A 16,857-nucleotide genomic window follows, 5' to 3' on the forward strand; every position below is an offset into this window, starting at 1 on the left:
TCCACTAAATTGCTGTGTAAATCTGCATTTGAAGCCGACACCATAGTCTATTTTGGCCGGTAGGAATTAATCTAGGAGGAATATCCATGATAACTTTGGTTCGAATGAACGAAGAACAATATAAAAGGTTCTTCGAAGAGACAGTCAGAGAGTATGCCGAAGAAAATGTAAAGGAAGGCAGATGGACACCATCAGAATCGATTGGACGAGCGATCAAAGAAACAAATGAACTATTATCTAAAGGGATTCATACGAATGGTCATTTTTTGTGTTCATTGCATCACGAAGTAGTAGGCGCAATAGGCACGATTTGGTATGAAGTCAAAGAAAATAATGGCGAGAAATCAGCTTTTATATACAGCATTAAGATATACGAAGAATTTCAAGGCAAAGGATATGGAAAGCAGTCACTTATTGCATTTGAAACTGACCTTGCCTCGATGAATGTAAGTTCAATCGGGTTACATGTTTTCGGGCACAACAAACGTGCATATCAGTTATATACCAAGATGGGGTATATTCCAACAAGCATTAAAATGAAAAAATATCTCAGAAGCAAATGAAAACTAACTCGTATCTCGATTTTACTAGACTTTAGCACTTGAGAAAGGCTTTCTTTTTATGGGTTCAGGAATTCTTAATAATATGCCAAATTTGGTATAATTTAGTTATAATACTAGGTAACGTCAAGAATTTTGTGTAATGCAACATAGATAGGGTATCTCTGAAATGGATTTGGAATGGATAGGGGATTAGTTTCCTCTATAAAAATGACAGAATATTCAGTTTTTTTGTGCAGAAAGGGAGGATCCCCTTGTTTTATTGGTTTGGAATTTACAGTATTTGGTTAATTGTAACGTTCTTCAAACATTCGTTGAAGCGCCTCCTGTGCTTCAGCAAATCCTCGTCACTTTCGCCCTGCCCATTTCTCATTAAAATCTTGGATGGTCAAATACACGACTTTTTCAGCGGCTTCTAAGCTACTCAAACTGTTCATCGGCTTGAGACGTTTCCGAATCTCTTTGATCGTTCGTTCAATGGCATGGGTCATGTAAATCACACTTCGAATACGACTTGGATACTCCATAAATGTAAGGAGGACATCCCACTCATTCGCCCAAGATTGAACTTCTCTCGGATACTTGCTGGACCATTTCGACTCAAACTGTTGAAACATCTGTAACGCCATCTCCTTATTCGTTGCGCAATAAATCAGCTTGAGACCCTCTGCCACTTCAAATTGGTCTTTTTTCCGAACACGATGTAAGGTATTACGTACTTTGTGAACGACACAACGCTGCACATCGGCTTTCGGATAAACCGTCTTAAAGGCTTCCTCTAAACCCGGTAGTCCATCGAATACGCCTAGAAGGACTTCCTTGACGCCTCTGTTGTATAGTTGTTGAAGAATCTCCTGCCATACATGGGCGCTTTCCTGTCCTCCCACAAAGAAATCAAGAATTTCACGAAACCCTTCTTCGTTTACACCTAACACGACATAAATGACCTCTTTTTCTACCGTATCTCGACTGTTTAGTGCAAAATAAAAGTAGCCGCTTAAAACAGTTACAGGTATTTTTTGATTCATTAGTCATTTTCCTCCCCGTTATTAAAAATTCTTTTTTAAATTCTCCGTCCTGATTTTGATAACACTCTTAAAAGATAAGAAAATAAAACGAAAATAGTAATCATTACGATTTAAATAATATTTAAACATACTTCGCTTGTAAATGCAAAGACAAACTGGGGAGTATATATATTGAAGTCTGGAATGGGAAAAGATGAATGCTGGACGGGGAAAGAAGCTTTTAGAAAGAACTTCATAAAAAGGGCTGTTTGGATGATTCGTCTATCATCGCTAAAAGAATCGCACAAGGAGGGGGGGACTATACAGACGAATCCTTGTTGAACGTTTGTGAAAAAATATGAAATTAATACCGACAATGTTTTGATGTATTCCATTCTATAGAATTCACAAATTCCTTTTTGTGTGGTATAGTTTATAAAACGTAATGATTACTATTATCGAGAGGTGAAGAGGAAATGAACCCTTTTATTCTAATCATAGGGGCGGGACCTGCTGGGATTGGAATGGGGATATTATTCAAGCAATTAGGAATTAAGAATTTCGGGATTTTAGAGCGTGATCGCATTGGTTCGTCATTTATGCAATGGCCGAAAGAAATGCGCTTTATTACTCCGTCATTTACAGGACAAGGATTTGGCGCATTAGATTTAAATGCTGTTTCCCCGACAACATCGCCTGCATTCACACTGCGAAAAGAGCGGCTAAGCGGCGAAGATTATGCACTATATCTTGATTTATTAGCTGAACATTATGATTTGCCGATTCGAGAAGAAGTAAATGTGACTAGCGTTGAGAAAAGGGGAGACCGCTTTGTTTTAAAAACAAATGAAGGCGATTATGAAGCAGATGCTGTCATTTGGGCGACGGGGGAATTTCAGTTTCCAAATGTACGTCCATTCCCGGGGGCGGAACATGCGTTACATAACCGATATATTGATAGTTGGAGAAAGCTTGAAAAAGGTCACTATGTGGTCATTGGCGGTTATGAAAGCGGGATGGATGCAGCTGTGAATTTAGTGGCTTATGGCAATGAGGTGACTGTGATCTCAGCTCAAGAGCGAAATGGAAAAAAAGAAGCGGACCCGAGTTTGTCGCTGGCCCCATATACATGGGAGCGCTTGCGAATAGCCGAGCGCACCAAGCGGCTAACCGTTATCGAAAAGACAAAAGTGGAAAAGATTTATAAGGATAACAACGGTTATACGCTATTTCTTTCGAATGGCAAGCAAATGCTGACTCAACCCCAACCGATTCTAGCCACAGGATTTCGTTCAGGTGCGGAACAAATTCGTTCATTGTTTGAATGGGGGGAAAATGGAAAACCGAAACTGACGGTTCATGATGAATCGACCATTACGCCGAATTTATTTTTAATTGGGCCAAGTGTTGCTCACGATCAGGCGATTTTCTGCTTTATTTATAAATTTCGGCAGCGTTTTGCTGTTGTGGCCAAACAATTGGTTGACCGTTTCAGACTGTCTCATGATGAAGAAATATTCACTCACTACGCCAACAATCAAATGTATTTAACGGACTTATCTTGTTGTGAGGTGAAATGCGAGTGCTAGCCGAACAAGCGAAACGAAAACGGCTTTTGCTCATCGGGCTTGAATCCGTTGGAAAGACAACGTTATTTTCAAGATGGACGCAGTTTGGCATTGGTGAAGAAACCAATGTGAAGGGAACGACGTATACGATTCGTTCCCATCCCCTTCGTTGCTTGGATGGATGGGAGATTGTCGATACACCGGGATTGCGCAGAGGAGATGAGCTTGGCAAGCGGCAACTGGAAAAAGAAGTGGAAAAAGCCCATCATGTGATGCTTATTATACGGGGCACCCATTTTCAAGAGGAATTAGAAGAACTATTGTCCATTGTTTCTATCGATCAAATGGACGTCTCCATTGCCGTTACATTTGTAGATAAAATGAATGAACAAGCGAAAGCAGTATTAGAAAACGCCCAAAAGCAATACAAATTCCCGATCTTTTTGACAAAAGGAAGGAAGGAGACTGATGGTACGCTTCCGCCGTTTATGCAAGGAAGAAAATGGACAGAAGAGGATATGAAGCTATTACAGGCGCTTCGTTTGCCTAAACAAGAGCCTGTTTCGCTTTTATTTGAACGCCCCGTCGTAGGGCCTCTCGCTTCAGTAGCGGCGATTTTGATGATGTTTCTCTTTCCGGTTTATATCGCCTATAAAATCGCAGAGTGGGGACAGCCGTATTTAGAAGCGGCGTTAGCTGGAGTTATTCAGGCTCTTGAAGGGAAAGGGAGACTGGTTGAAGCGTTACTTGTTGGAGATTATGGATTGCTTACGTTGGGAGCGTATTCCTTTTTATGGGCGTTTCCCGTTGTGTTTTTGTTAAGTGTTATGATGGCGATCACGGACGAAACAGGGATTAAAGATCGGATCATGGATGCCCTTGATCCATATTTGCGAAAAATCGGATTAAATGGCCAAGATCTTATACCAGTATTAACTGGATTTGGATGCAATGTGGTGGCCGTTCAACAGAGCAGATTATGCAGTGCGTGCACACGAAAATCGTGTGTTTCTCTTATTTCGTTTGGTTCGGCTTGCAGTTATCAAATTGGTGCAACGATTTCCATTTTTCATAGCGCACAAAAGCCGTCTTTATTTTTGCCGTATTTATTTACTGTTTTTCTTGTTGGAGCACTTCATACGAGAATATGGCATCGGCAGGCATTCGCGCATATAGGGATGATCCGCCCGCATCGGACATTTATTCAGCTGCCAACATGGTCAGGAGTATTATACCGGGTTCGTGCAACGGTCTCACAATTTCTAACACAGGCGATGCCAATCTTTTTTACGATTTGCCTAATTGCTGGATTGATGGACGTGTTCGGATGGATGAAAAAAGCGGTTGGAGTGTTTGCGCCGCTTGTTCAATGGCTGAATTTGCCGCATGAAGCCGCTGTCGGCCTTGTTTTTTCGATGATTCGCAAAGATGGCATTTTATTGTTTAATGAAGGGAACCAGCTGCTGTTATCGGAGATGTCGACATTTCAATTATTTCTTAGCGTTTATCTTGCTTCTACTTTAAGTGCGTGCGCGGTTACTTTATGGACGGTTGCAAAGGAATTAGGGGTGAAAGAGGCCCTGTTATTATCGGGGAAGCAGATGGTCACATCTCTTACATCCGCCCTGATGCTTTCGCTGTTGTTCCAATAAAATACTTGATTACCGTTCGAAGAAGCAAATCATAAAAGATCTAAGGAAGTCCAAAGATTAATAAGCAAAAAGCGCAGGGAAGCTGGAGGCTTGGATATAAAAGTGACAGAGCATTTCTCTATAATGAGAAATGCTTTTTTGTGTCTGTTTTGAACGAAGGAGTATATTTTTTTGCAACAAAAAAATAATAATAAACGATAATAATTTATTGAAAAACAATAAAACATCTATTAAAATTAAATCGACAATAAATAAGCGAGGTGCTTTTTATGAAACCAGAAACTCTCTTTTTAAAGATTGTTGTTATTCTTATAGGGATTCCAGTTCTTGCTTTGTGCATCTTTTTGGTACCTGCGCTAGGGAATGTTGCAGCAAAATTGCTTCCGGAATTTGCTTCTATTAAATATCTCGTTTTCATTGTTTTTTATGCATCTGCGGTACCGTTTTACTTTGCTTTGTATCAGGCTTTCAATCTTTTACGCTACATTGACAAAAATGAAGCTTTTTCCGAGTTATCTGTCATCGCTTTGAAAAAAATCAAATACTGTGCCATCACCATTAGCAGTTTGCATGCGCTCGTCTTACCGTTTTTTTATCTCTTTGCGGAGAAAGATGACGCTCCAGGTGTCATCTTGCTCGGATTGGTGGTTCCTTTTGCATCAATGGTGATTGCCGTTTTTGCTGCCGTTCTGCAAAAACTTTTAAAAACGGCTATCGATATCAAATCAGAAAATGATTTAACGATCTGAGGTGGACAATATGCCAATTATAATCAATCTTGATGTTATGCTGGCGAAAAGAAAAATGAGCGTTACAGAACTTTCGGAGAAAGTTGGGATCACAATGGCGAATCTCTCCATATTGAAAAACGGAAAGGCGAAAGCGATTCGTTTCTCCACTTTAGAGGCGATTTGCAAGGCATTAGAATGTCAGCCAGGAGATATTTTAGAATACCGAAGTGATGAAGAGAGTCAAGATTAGGCTCATAGAACTATGTAACGTGAAGTGGAAAGGAAGAGGAGCATTTCGATGATTCAAATTCATCAAAAAGGAGTCGCTCATGAATTTAACTATTCAAAAGGATACCCAGAAAAAAATGATAAAGGCACAAATTATGAGAGCATGCAAACAACTCGTGCGTTTCGGTTGGGAGCAGGCTCTATCATGTTTGTTTCCCGTTGTGATTTTTGCCTCTTTAGCCTTTACAAAAATCGTGCCGCTTCCCTTTCTGCCGCGATATGACTGGCTGCTCATTATTTGCCTTCTGATGCAGTGGTGGATGGTGCGTTCTAGGCTTGAAACAATGGATGAACTAAAGGTGATCACATTGTTCCACCTTATCGGCCTTGCTCTTGAACTTTTCAAGGTGCATATGGGTTCATGGTCTTATCCAGGGGAAGGATATTCTAAATTTTTCGGAGTGCCTTTATATAGCGGATTTATGTACGCAAGTGTAGCGAGCTATCTTTGTCAGGCGTGGAGGAGGCTGAAGGTGGAGCTCGTTAAATGGCCGCCGTTTTTCGTCGTTGTGCCTCTTGCTGCCGCGATTTATTTGAATTTTTTCACTCATCATTATTGGATGGACGTTCGTTGGTGGCTGTCAGGACTTGTCATGATCGTTTTTTGGCCATCATGGGTCACGTACGAGGTTGGCGGCACTCGTTACCGCATGCCGATCGTCCTTTCCTTTGTGCTTATCGGATTTTTTATATGGATCGCTGAAAATATCGCAACGTTTTTTGGAGCTTGGCAATATCCAAATCAGGCCGAGGCATGGAGTCTTGTTCATCTTGGAAAGGTGAGTTCTTGGTTCTTACTAGTGATTGTGAGCTTTTTGATCGTAGCGACGTTAAAGCAAGTGAAGGAAAATCTTCCATCAGAATAGAGGCTTGTCCTCGCGAAACTTGAAATTATATGTGATCGAAACGAATCCTTTCCGTTTCCAACGATCAACGTTCATTCTTATGACATTTAGAGGTCACTTGAGAGATTAGCATTTACGCTAAAATATGAATTTTAGCTGTCTCATACCGATTGCTTCTATTCACTAGTTTATTTGTGCAGAGTGGTGGAGAAATTTTTCTATTTAAACATGCCGTTGTGTCAAGTGGAACGATTGACGAGAAAATGATGAAGCTTCATCCAGAGAGCATAGAAAATCCAAAGAGACGAGAATGGCAGGATTAATTCGATAGATGATGCATAGCGGAAATCCTTACCGTAATTTTTCTAGTCAACTATTATGATACTAGGGTTTTTGCTTTTTTATATTGATGGAAATTAGATAAGCAATTCCAAGTTATGATGTTGACAATCTGTTTGTTTCATGTAGTGATTGCTGTTAATGGAATTTCTTCTGCTCATATTCTGTTAAGAGGAGGCAGACTTCTCGATAGAATGTATTAGACAATAGTAGGCGTTCCCCTTAAGACAGGGGAACGCCTACTAATGGACATGAACATGATGTCGACCTTTCGGCACCACCATTGGTGAGCCTGAAAGAGGGTCTTCGATTACTGTGCAATCGAGGCCGAAGATTTCTTTGATCAATGTGCTCGTAAGCACTTTAGATGGCTCTCCTTCGGCCACAAGCCTGCCCTCGTGGAGCGCAAAAATATGATCGGCATAGCGTGCAGATAAATTGATGTCGTGAAGGACCATGACAATCGTTGTTCCATGTTTTCGGTTTAAGTCAGTAAGCAAGTCGAGAATTTCGATTTGATAGGTAATATCTAGAAATGTTGTTGGTTCGTCGAGAAGCAAAATGTCCGGTTGTTGTGCAAGAGCCATAGCAATCCAGACGCGCTGTCTTTGACCGCCTGAAAGCTCATCAATAGGATGATTGGCGAACTCGATAATATTCATAAATTCCATGGCTTCTGCAACAGCTTCATAATCTTTTTTAGTCCATCCGCTAAGCCAAGATTGATGTGGAAATCTTCCACGCCCCACCAGATCTGCAACCGTAATTCCCTCTGGGATGACAGGAGATTGCGGCAGCAATCCTAAAATTCGAGCCAATTGTTTTGGTGGAAATTGACTGATCGGTTTTCCGTCGAGGATGATCTGTCCAGATGTAGGCTTGATCAGTCTGGCCATCGTTTTTAGAAGAGTCGATTTCCCACAGCCATTTGCTCCGATCATCACACTTATTTTGCCACTAGGAACAACAAGACTAACATCTTGAATAACGGTTTTATGATCGTACCCTGCCACGACTTGCTCGACTTTGAAAAGATGCACTGGTTTCATTTATAAACTTCCCTTTCGATTCATTCGGATCAGCAAGAAAATCAAATATGGCGCTCCGACTATGCCAGTGATGACGCCGACAGGAAAACGGGTTTCAAAAGCAAACTGTCCAATCAGATCTCCTCCGAGAACAAGATTCACACCAACAAGCCCCGCAGGAAGGGCATTGGAAAAACCAGATCCAACCAATCTTTTGGCAATTGGTCCCGAAAGAAATGCGACAAAGGCGATGGGTCCGGTGACAGACGTAGCCACAGCAAGCATACAGACTGAACTTAGAATAAGTATGACTCTGACTGTATTCGTACGTACGCCGAGAGATGTCGCCGCTTGTTCGCCAAGCTCCAGCAAACTGAGCTGTTTTCCCAATACGATAATGATAGGAGTGCAGATCAAAACCGTTATCATCAGTGGCGGAAGCTCATGCATCTGGGAGCCATTGAGGCTCCCGCTCAGCCATCTGAGTGCTGCGGGAATGTCTTGTTGTGCGCCAATGAGAAGCAGATAGGATATGGCGGCGTCAAGCATCGCTTGTATGCCGATTCCAACCAAGATTAATCGCCCAATTGAAAAGGGCTTTCTGCTAGATAAGAGATAAATTATCATGACGGTGGCAAGACCAGCCATCACCGAAGCTAAAGAAACGACCGATTCAATAGTTTGAAGCACGATGATACAGAAAACGGCCGCCGCGCTTGAGCCGGTAGTAATTCCAATGACATTCGGGTTGGCAAGAGGATTGCGCAACATTGTTTGGAAGATGCTGCCGGCAAGGCCAAAAGCAAATCCGGCAAAAAGTCCTGCCAGCATTCTCGGTAAGCGGATCGTATTCACCGCAAATGACGCACCTGGAATCTGCTCGCCTGAAAGCGCCCGGATGACTTCTGTAACCGGATAAATCGTGTTCCCAAGCAACAGCATCGCGCAACAAAGTATACACGCCAATAACGCAAGCAATCCAGTAACAAGTATCCATCGGCGACGTCTTTGGCGTCTGCCCGCCATAATCAATTCAACAGATGATTTGATCATAATGAACTCACTTTCGATTTTATAGCTAATAGAATGAGTAACGGCGCTCCGATAAATGCAGTAACAACACCGACCTCAAGTTCACCAGGGCTGCCGATGAGCCTGCCACATACATCTGATATCGTCAAGATAATGGCGCCTGCCATAGCAGACATCGGTATGACAAAGCGCAAGTCAGGGCCGAGTAGAAGTCGCATAATATGAGTGGATAAGAGCCCGACGAAGGCGATAGGGCCGGCCAGCGCCGTAGTTGCCCCGCACAATATCACACTTGCGAGAGCGGCAACTAGTCTCAAGATTTCTGTTCGAACCCCCAGTCCGGTCGCAACGTCATCTCCAAGTACGAGAGCGTTAAGGGCCGGAGCCGTTATCATAGCGATCAATATCCCGACGATAAGAAAAGGGATAAAGATGGAGATAGCGCTCCAAGTCCCTGATCCAACACTTCCGACCTGCCAAAACCTAAATTGGTCCATGGCATAAGAGCGCGGAAGTATGATCATGACGACGAGGGAAGAGAGAGCCGCGCTTGTAGCGGCTCCCGCCAAGATCAACTTGAGGGGAGTAGCCCCTCCTTGTCCCATGGAACCAATGCCGAATACGAGACTTGCTGTTATCACCGCTCCAGCTAAAGCTAGCCAAATATATTGGTTGGCTGCATTGATATGCAAAAACGCGATCCCGCAAACAACAAACAAAGCGGCGCCCGTGTTCACACCCAAAATGCTCGGGTCCGCAATGGGATTTCGCGTGACAGATTGCATAAGCGCTCCGGAAACCCCAAGCGCTGCTCCGCAAAACAAACCGAAAATCGTTCGCGAAATTCGCTTGCGAACCACGTTGGCTCCATAAGAATCAACATCAGGGTGAAACAAACCGTCTACTAATTCTTGAAGGCTCACTAATCGGGAACCCAAGGCCAGGGAAGCAAGGATACACACGCCGAGCAAGAGAATACAAATCGCCAAAATCATTGTAAAGTTTTTCGGCGTATGTAAACGGATTCGTTTGTCATGAGTAGCAAAAAAACTATTCATTTACTTTGCTAGCGGCTCCTCCAATTAATTCTAAATAATCATCAATCGTATATTCTATGGAAAGCGGAGTCGGAGTGGCAGCTGCAACCAAAGGTGTGCTGCTGTCGATGAACGCGACAGAACCTCTCTGGATCGCTGGAATTTTGCCAAGCACAGGATCCGCTTTGAGGGCATTGTATAATTCTTCGTTGCCATATCCGACGATGATATCCACGTCGTTAAGAGCCTCGGCGTTCTCTGCACTTAAATCCAAGTAAAAACTTTTAGGATCTTTAATAAGTTTCTTCACACTTTCAGGGTATTCCAATCCAAACTCATGTAGAAAGGCCACGCGGGTGTCTACCGGCGTATAGATATGGAGCTTTGACAAATCATCAGCCGAAAAATTAGCCCAGACAAATTTCTTGCCTTTAATTTGTGGATAGTTGCTTAATTTTTCTTGGATCAATTTTTCCATATCCTTGACCAGTTTCTCGCCTTCTGTTTTCATGCCCATTCCTGCTGCATTCATGAGAATTTGGTCACGCCATGGAGTGGCCCATGGTGCTTCCGGATAAGCAACGACCGGAGCAATCTGGCTGAGCATATCGTAATCTTCCTTTGTTATACCGGAGTAAGCAGCCAGAATGACATCGGGTTTTGCGTCGGAAATCGCTTCAAAATCCAATCCGTCTGTATCGTGGAACACATTTGGGTTCGTTTCACCGAGTTCTTTGAGCTTTTTCGCTGTCCAAGGTAGAAGACCGCTATCATCTTGGACGCCAAAGTTTGCCGCCGAGAATCCTACAGGAACCACACCAAGAGCGAGCGGGATATCTTGATTCCCCCATTGGATCGTAACGACTCGTTTCGGTTTGCTTTTTATCACCGTTGTACCAAAAGCATGTTTGATCTCGATCGGATATTTTGTGTCATCACCAGCGGCTGTTTTAGTATTTGTCGATTTCTCTTCATTTGATTTGGAGGTAGAAGAAGAATTGCTCGAACAACCAACTAATGCGATCATGAGCGCTGTCAAAATAACAAGTAATTTAAATGAGAAGTTTTGTTTTGCAATCAATTTATAGCCCCCTTTTTATTTTTAATCATAGATTTATGATAGGCAAATCCTATTGAATAGAAAGAAAAAACCTTGACAAATGATTTGTTTCCACACATTTGCTACTAGCAGGCGTTTTGCCTATCATTTTTCACAACGGCCAATCTGTGTCTACCTCCTATCTTGATCACAATCTATGAGATGGACAGCAAGAAAATAAATGCTTTTTGTCCACCAACACATGATAATGATTCCCAATCTCATTCTATGTTTTCAGAAATCAGTTGTCAATAATGAATGAGCGCCATCTTATATTTTTAACACTCCTCTGAAAAAAGCCCCCTCTTAACGGAGGGGGGTTCATAGTGAAGAATTTTCCGTAGAAAAATCGTAATTGTAACAAACTTTGTAAAGCTCTTTTATTTCTTCTTTTGATGGCACTCTAGGGTTGTTTTGTGGACTTCCGCTGGCAAGCGCATCAGTCGCCATTTTTTCGATAGCGTTTTCAAAATCATGTTGATCGATGCCCCAATTTTTTAAATTGGGAATATTTAAATCTAGGCAAAGCTTTTTTACAGAACGAACGGCGATTTTTGCCGCTTCGTCGTGGGAAAGGGTTTTTGCTGTTGGATCAAAATATGTTCCCAATACAGCTAAGCGATCGGTACAAGCTTCGTAACTAAACTCTAAAACGGCCGGTAGTAGCATCGCATTTGAAATTCCATGCGGGACGTGGAACAGCGCACCAATTGGCCTTGACATACCGTGCACTAGACAAACAGAAGAATTGGTAAAGGCCATACCTGCCTGTAATGCTCCCAGCGCCATTCCTTCTCTTGCTTCAATATTGTTTCCGTCCTCATATGCCTCTTTTAAGTGTTTCACGATTAATTCCATTGCAGAAAGTGCTAGAACGTCTGTCATTGGATGAGAACGTTTAGAAATGTAAGCTTCAACAGCATGACTTAAAGCATCAATTCCAGTGGCCGCCGTGACAGCTTTAGGAGAAGATAAAGTGAAGAGTGGGTCGACAATGGCGACGTCAGGCATGAAGGCAGGTTGTTTGATCATCATTTTTACATCATTAGCAGTATTGGTTATGACTGTGACATCCGTAGCTTCCGATCCGGTTCCCGCTGTTGTTGGAATGGCAATGTGCGGGATGGATGGATTTCCTGCGACTTTTTTTCTTCCCATATAATCGCCAATATAACCACCATTTGTTGCAACCACAGCAACGGCTTTTGCTGTATCAATACAACTTCCTCCACCTAGCGAAATCACTAAATCGCACTTTTCTTCTTGAAGAAGATGTAATGCTTCTTCCACGTAACCATCATTTGGTTCTGAATTCACGCCTGAATAGACAACGCTTACAATTTCTTCTTTTAAAAGCTCATGTTGAAGTTTTTCAATATTCCCTAAGCTCTCCATAATTTTGTCGCTTATTACTAAAGCTTTTCTGCCTCTTAATGCTGCTTCTTTGCCTACTGTTTGAAGGGCATTGCATCCATAGGATATGGTTTGGGGTGTTTGAAACAAGGCATAATCTCTCATTTGGTACACTCCTTTCTTTTTCACCATATAAATACGCAAGACGTCTGCCAATTATTAAATGCAATTACCATAAGATCCTTTAGTGCGTGATATATAGACAGACAAGTGTTTCAGATCATAACGATCTATATAAATACAGATGAATTTTTCAAAAGAAGCCCACTGCTTTCCTCATTTTTTAGCCGAAAGTTCAGGGTGGATGGAGAAGTGTTAATGACATGTCTCGGTCATGCCAAAATGTTCCAAGCGCCGAACAACGAGCTGCTTCTAAACAAGTTCATTTGTCTAGAAGTCGGCTGGTTCGGTCGCCCGGCTGTCAAAGCGTTGATCTATTTTGCTAGAGTAAAAAGTTTATGGAGTGGAATCTTGAAAGAAGCAGGAGAATGGTAATATTTGTGCAAATAAAATTAGGGTGTTTATTTAAAAATGATTTAAAACTTTAATTTTCCCTTTGTTTGAAAAACGAGGATAATAACAATAAACCAATGCCAATCATTAAATACCATCCCTTGACGTCATATGAAATCATAAGGATTAGTTCCCAAATATTTGCTGGACCTGAATTAGGACTGTTGTTAAACGGATATTTCAATATAAAAGGTAATATACCTAAAAGCGTTAAAATAACTCCTAAAATCATGAACAAAACAGAGAAAACTTTCATAAACAATCCTCTTTTCATTTGTGTTATTTTATCGTAATTCAGAGAATGAAAATCATTTTATGGCGTATTTTACTTGCTGAGCCTCTCCCACCTGCATTTCGTTAAGAGGCGGGAGATTTCTTGAAAAAATAACAAACTTTGCGACAACCGTCTTGATTTATAAGCAACAATGCCAGTAAAGTCTGGACCTTCTGACCCGCTTTATATTAAGAAAAATAATAAGGGTGGGAAAAATTTCTGTTTCATATCGTTTCCCTCTCATTCGTCATATAAGAATTTTTGCAACAGAACTTATACATGCAGAAGCCCCTTGCCAAACACGTTATCATCTTCCCGTGATTGCTTTTTTGTGTCCAAACATTTCACATCAACTATCGTTGTTGCTGTTATAAGAAATAAGCCTTCAGAAGTAGGGAGAATGAAAAACGCGGCCCATATTGCCATTATTTTTCCCCCGTTATAATGATGAATAGTGCGAAGATAGAGAAGATTTTTGATCGGTGTAAAAAACGCGTAACATACAAGCGATAAAGAGGGGGACGGAATATTGAAGAAAATAGGACCTAATGGCATGAAATGGCTGAAAATCATCCATGTTTTTTTAGTGGTTTTGTTTTTTGGCGGCATTTTGAGCTCGGTAGCATTGAATTTCTGGATTGATTTTACAAAATATGATGAAGCCTACCACGGTTATAAAAACATGGTGACGATAAGTGATCATGTAGTCAGATGGGGAGCGGTTGGAACTTTGTTTAGTAGGCTTTATTTACGGATTTTTCACCCATTGGGGATTTTTTTAGCATCGCTGGGTCGGCGTCAAATTTGGTCTTTATATGATCCAAACCGTTGTTGGCATTTTTGTCGTCGACCGTTTGATGATTGCCAATATGGAATTATTGGAAACGCAAAAGGAACTAGCTTTAAGCAATCCGGCTTTTCTTCAAAATCATGAAATAAGGCAATACGCGGTATATTTTCAAGTGGCCGTCACCGTTTTTATTTTTATTATTTCATATTTAAAACCTTGGAGAAAGAAAAAACTTCAACCGAAATAAACAAATTAGTAACTGTGAGTGTGCCAACATAAAAAGCGCGGTTCAATGGTCATTCATTCGGCACTTTTTTGTTAATGATTATTTTGCGCCTTAGAAATTGAAAAATCAAGCAGAAATCCTTAGAGCGAATCATTAGAGAAAAAAGATCAATGAGCGATAAACAAAGGGTCATATATGCTGGAGAAATGGACGATACTAACAAACGGTGATGCTTGTGTATAAAAAAGAAGAGCTTGTCCGTTTTGTCGAAGAAGCGAAGCCGTACGCCCGCGATGGAAAGGTGGCCGATTATATCCCCGCGCTGGGAAAAGCGAATCCGAATGAACTGTCGATCGCCATCTATATGCCGGATGGTCAGGTGATCGATGCTGGCGATGTAACAGTCAAAGTGACATTGCAAAGCATTTCGAAAATTATTGCGCTTGCGCTTGTCTTGATTGACTGCGGCGAAGAGAAAGTATTCCGCAAAGTCGGCATGGAGCCGACGGGAGACCCGTTTCATTCAATCGCCAAGCTTGAAGACATGCAGCCAGCCAAACCGCTTAATCCGATGATTAACGCTGGAGCGCTGGCGGTGACGCATATGATCCGCGGCGGTTCGGTCGAGGAACGGCTTGTCCGGCTGTTGGCATTCGTCCGCCGCCTCGCCGGCAATGAAAGCATTTCCTACTCGAAAGAAGTGGCTCAATCTGAGTTTGCGACCGCCTTTTTAAATCGTTCGCTTTGCTATTTCCTGAAGCAGCATGGTATTATCGATGAAGATGTTGAAGAACTAATGGATTTGTATACGAAGCAGTGTGCCATTGAGATGACGTGCATCGATTTGGCGCATATCGGCCTTGTATTGGCGCTTGATGGGCGAGACCCGCAATCGGGTGAACCGCTCATGCCGCCTGATGTCGCCCGTATCTGCAAAACGTTTATGGTGACGTGCGGTATGTACAACGCTTCAGGGGAGTTTGCGATTAAAATTGGCATTCCCGCGAAAAGCGGTGTTTCAGGCGGTATTCTCGCGGCTGTTTCTAAACGGTGTGGAATCGGCATTTTCGGTCCGGCGCTCGATGGTAAGGGAAATAGCTTAACGGGAATGAAATTGCTTGAGCTGCTGTCAAAAACATATTCACTAAGTATTTTCTAGGAGGAGACAAACATGAAAACATTTATGGTGCAGTTTCACCGCGAAGATGATATGGAAACGATGAAAGTCGGCAAATTGAACGAAGGCGAGTTCAATGAGGTAACTGAAGGCGGGACGCGCCATTTGTTCGACTTGGATACGAACATCGGCTACTTTGTCTTTTTTGATGCCGAAGACACAAAAGGAAATGTATCCTATTTGATGCTTCAATATGAAGAAGACCAAGAAGAAGCGAGCGCATGCTATAGCTTTGAGATGAAAGATTTTTATGAATTTATGGCCCTATACTTAAATGATCTTGAATTCGCCGATGAGGAAGAGATGGCCGGAGAAGGCGATAAAGAGGAAGCATACGGTCCGATTCACCATTTGGTCCATTTGCTCTACCATATTGTGGAGGAAGGAAAGACGGTGGAAGTGTAAGGGATGAAAGAAGCTGTTTTCAAAGGCCAGTAACATGATTTTTGAAAACAGCTTTCTTCGCTTAGCCCGGATGGAAGAGAAATCTTCTATGCGGGCTTTTTGGCGCTTAGAGGCCGTGTATGACCGTTTTTTACTAAGCATTGAGAACATTCGTTAGTAGCGCTTTTACTGTAGGAACATCAGCAGGTGCCCATTCAAGGGATGTTAGATCTTGAAGCGGCACCCATTTTAATTCTGCATGCTCTTTCGCCTTTGGTTCCCCTTCGGCAATTTTTGCTTTATACGTAAGCAAATGGACGATCACATCTGGATATTCATAATGCACTTCTTCCATTTTTTCATCTACTTTAATTGTGCAGCCTAATTCTTCGAAAATTTCTCTTGATAATGTTTCTTCTGGCTTCTCTCCTTCTTCCATCTTGCCGCCAGGGAATTCCCATACATTCGGTAATGTCATTTGAGGAGAACGAAGAGCGCACAAAATACGATTTTGCTCATCTTCAATAACGGCGCCGATGACACGAACGGTCTTTTTCATGATGTTATTCTCCTTTTTGTTCACATTTTTACTTTATTTTATCACAAAATATTCGATGCAAAGCTTAGTTGTTTTTTTGATTTCTGGAAAAACGCTGAAGAATCTTTGAGTGATAAATTTTGGTATGATATAAGAGCGGGACAATCTATTTGTCTGGATACTAGTCCAATGTGTGTCGCATAGATTCGTTTTCATGCAAAGAAATTATGGTGTTTTGGTAAAAAAACTAAAACCAATTGACATTGCTTGTGTCTAGCTCAATCATTCCATATTTTTAGTAAAATAATGGATTATCCACACTTTTGATCTTATCCTAATGTTTAGTTGGTCTTGTT

16 protein-coding genes and 1 pseudogene are annotated in these 16,857 nt (G+C 41.8%); 10 read left to right on the plus strand and 7 right to left on the minus strand.

Annotated elements, in window-relative coordinates; all coding sequences use genetic code 11:
* The first annotated feature begins 86 nt into the window (after positions 1-86).
* Entirely contained in the window at positions 87-563 is a 477-nt protein-coding gene (locus GRQ40_RS04925) for a GNAT family N-acetyltransferase (RefSeq protein WP_044741682.1), read from the plus strand.
* A 344-nt stretch (positions 564-907) separates the two neighbouring features.
* Here GRQ40_RS04925 and GRQ40_RS04930 read toward each other — a convergent pair.
* Positions 908-1,528, minus strand: a pseudogene (locus tag GRQ40_RS04930) (IS256 family transposase); the annotation flags it as partial.
* A 515-nt stretch (positions 1,529-2,043) separates the two neighbouring features.
* On the opposite strand from GRQ40_RS04930, the gene GRQ40_RS04935 reads away from it, so the two are divergent.
* The 5 genes from GRQ40_RS04935 to GRQ40_RS04955 all read left to right on the plus strand — a co-directional run bounded on the left by GRQ40_RS04935 (position 2,044) and on the right by GRQ40_RS04955 (position 6,672).
* Positions 2,044-3,156: an NAD(P)/FAD-dependent oxidoreductase gene (locus tag GRQ40_RS04935; protein ID WP_159719493.1), complete on the plus strand. Its 1,113-nt coding sequence runs from the start codon at positions 2,044-2,046 to the stop codon at positions 3,154-3,156.
* Positions 3,150-4,787, plus strand: coding sequence for a nucleoside recognition domain-containing protein (locus tag GRQ40_RS04940; protein WP_159719494.1), 1,638 nt, complete (start codon positions 3,150-3,152; stop codon positions 4,785-4,787). Before GRQ40_RS04935 ends, GRQ40_RS04940 begins: the two co-directional genes overlap by 7 nt.
* Before the next feature lie 269 nt (positions 4,788-5,056).
* Entirely contained in the window at positions 5,057-5,536 is a 480-nt protein-coding gene (locus tag GRQ40_RS04945; RefSeq protein WP_159719495.1) for a DUF2975 domain-containing protein, read from the plus strand.
* Positions 5,537-5,546: 10 nt separating this feature from the next.
* Complete coding sequence (locus GRQ40_RS04950; RefSeq protein ID WP_044742076.1) at positions 5,547-5,768, plus strand: helix-turn-helix domain-containing protein; 222 nt, start codon at positions 5,547-5,549, stop codon at positions 5,766-5,768.
* 133 nt (positions 5,769-5,901) lie between these two features.
* Positions 5,902-6,672, plus strand: a complete 771-nt coding sequence (locus GRQ40_RS04955; protein ID WP_044742119.1) for a DUF817 domain-containing protein — start codon at positions 5,902-5,904, stop codon at positions 6,670-6,672.
* A 560-nt stretch (positions 6,673-7,232) separates the two neighbouring features.
* Here GRQ40_RS04955 and GRQ40_RS04960 read toward each other — a convergent pair.
* The 5 genes from GRQ40_RS04960 to GRQ40_RS04980 form a co-directional block, all read right to left on the minus strand.
* Positions 7,233-8,039: an ABC transporter ATP-binding protein gene (locus tag GRQ40_RS04960; RefSeq protein ID WP_159719496.1), complete on the minus strand. Its 807-nt coding sequence runs from the start codon at positions 8,037-8,039 to the stop codon at positions 7,233-7,235.
* Entirely contained in the window at positions 8,040-9,071 is a 1,032-nt protein-coding gene (locus GRQ40_RS04965) for a FecCD family ABC transporter permease (protein WP_159719497.1), read from the minus strand. It lies immediately after the preceding gene.
* A complete protein-coding gene (locus GRQ40_RS04970; protein ID WP_159719498.1) occupies positions 9,068-10,108 on the minus strand; it encodes a FecCD family ABC transporter permease in 1,041 nt (346 codons plus the stop codon). Before GRQ40_RS04970 ends, GRQ40_RS04965 begins: the two co-directional genes overlap by 4 nt.
* A complete protein-coding gene (locus GRQ40_RS04975) occupies positions 10,101-11,168 on the minus strand; it encodes an iron-siderophore ABC transporter substrate-binding protein (RefSeq protein ID WP_236546401.1) in 1,068 nt (355 codons plus the stop codon). Before GRQ40_RS04975 ends, GRQ40_RS04970 begins: the two co-directional genes overlap by 8 nt.
* Positions 11,169-11,507: 339 nt before the next feature.
* Positions 11,508-12,704 (minus strand): iron-containing alcohol dehydrogenase, encoded by a 1,197-nt coding sequence (locus GRQ40_RS04980; RefSeq protein WP_159719499.1) that lies wholly within the window; start codon positions 12,702-12,704, stop codon positions 11,508-11,510.
* A gap of 207 nt (positions 12,705-12,911) precedes the next feature.
* Between GRQ40_RS04980 and GRQ40_RS04985 the strand changes: the two genes are divergently transcribed.
* From GRQ40_RS04985 to GRQ40_RS05000, 4 genes are all read left to right on the plus strand, one after another.
* A complete protein-coding gene (locus GRQ40_RS04985; protein ID WP_159719500.1) occupies positions 12,912-13,094 on the plus strand; it encodes a hypothetical protein in 183 nt (60 codons plus the stop codon).
* 821 nt (positions 13,095-13,915) lie between these two features.
* The gene (locus tag GRQ40_RS04990; RefSeq protein WP_236546402.1) at positions 13,916-14,320 is read left to right on the plus strand and encodes a hypothetical protein; all 405 of its coding nucleotides are present in this window, start codon (positions 13,916-13,918) and stop codon (positions 14,318-14,320) included.
* A 311-nt stretch (positions 14,321-14,631) separates the two neighbouring features.
* Entirely contained in the window at positions 14,632-15,561 is a 930-nt protein-coding gene (gene glsA / locus GRQ40_RS04995; protein WP_159720770.1) for a glutaminase A, read from the plus strand.
* 12 nt (positions 15,562-15,573) lie between these two features.
* Positions 15,574-15,984, plus strand: coding sequence for a hypothetical protein (locus GRQ40_RS05000; RefSeq protein WP_044742082.1), 411 nt, complete (start codon positions 15,574-15,576; stop codon positions 15,982-15,984).
* A 133-nt stretch (positions 15,985-16,117) separates the two neighbouring features.
* Here GRQ40_RS05000 and GRQ40_RS05005 read toward each other — a convergent pair whose 3' ends face one another.
* Positions 16,118-16,522: a (deoxy)nucleoside triphosphate pyrophosphohydrolase gene (locus tag GRQ40_RS05005; RefSeq protein WP_066149422.1), complete on the minus strand. Its 405-nt coding sequence runs from the start codon at positions 16,520-16,522 to the stop codon at positions 16,118-16,120.
* Positions 16,523-16,857 lie beyond the last annotated feature (335 nt).

This window comes from Anoxybacillus sp. PDR2 (genome assembly GCF_009834045.1).
In the GTDB taxonomy this organism is placed as follows: domain Bacteria; phylum Bacillota; class Bacilli; order Bacillales; family Anoxybacillaceae; genus Anoxybacteroides; species Anoxybacteroides rupiense.